The organism is Paraburkholderia guartelaensis, assembly GCF_004353905.1.
GTDB lineage: Bacteria > Pseudomonadota > Gammaproteobacteria > Burkholderiales > Burkholderiaceae > Paraburkholderia > Paraburkholderia guartelaensis.
The window spans coordinates 1-737 of the sequence record NZ_SMOD01000170.1; the positions used below are offsets into that span (position 1 = coordinate 1).

2 tRNA genes and 1 rRNA gene are annotated in these 737 nt (G+C 51.4%); all 3 read right to left on the reverse strand.

Annotated features, from left to right (window positions below):
• Positions 1–341: 341 nt before the first annotated feature.
• Positions 342–417: transfer RNA gene (locus tag E1N52_RS43910), tRNA-Ala, on the reverse strand.
• Between the two features lie 38 nt (positions 418–455).
• Positions 456–532, reverse strand: a tRNA-Ile gene (locus E1N52_RS43915).
• 67 nt (positions 533–599) lie between these two features.
• Positions 600–737 (reverse strand): 16S ribosomal RNA (locus tag E1N52_RS43920); the annotation flags it as partial.

Below are 737 nucleotides of genomic sequence, written 5' to 3' on the forward strand. Positions count from 1 at the left end.
CGCCAAGGCATCCACCACATGCACTTGTTCGCTTGACCCTATAACGGGTGTGTCTCGCCGTGATTGCTCACTTCGGACTCACTCGCTACAGGTTGAGTATTCGTGTTGCGCCGTATTTCAAGGCAATCTTTCGATCACTTAAAAATACATTGATACAATCACAACCCTGATTCACCTACTCCACACCCATCTCTAAGTGTGTTTCAGATGAATCTCTTTACTACTTCTTCCTGATTGTTAAAGAACGACAGCCGATACGTTTTCACATACCGCTCTGACTGGCTCAATCGCCAATGCGAAATGTTCTGCTGAACTTCAGCAGAACGCTGTGCATTGAGGATTGGTGGAGGATGACGGGATCGAACCGACGACCCCCTGCTTGCAAAGCAGGTGCTCTCCCAGCTGAGCTAATCCCCCAGTCATACATTCTCAAGGGAACTGCCCGTCAGACCAGTTGGTGGGTCTGGATGGATTCGAACCATCGACCCCCGCCTTATCAAGACGGTGCTCTAACCGACTGAGCTACAGACCCCTGAGTCTGTCTTTCTTACAGCCGACAAGTGTGAGCGCTTAAAACGCGTGTGAGCGATGAGCTCTGGAAAGGAGGTGATCCAGCCGCACCTTCCGATACGGCTACCTTGTTACGACTTCACCCCAGTCATGAATCCTGCCGTGGTGACCGTCCTCCTTGCGGTTAGACTAGCCACTTCTGGCAAAACCCACTCCCATGGTGTGAC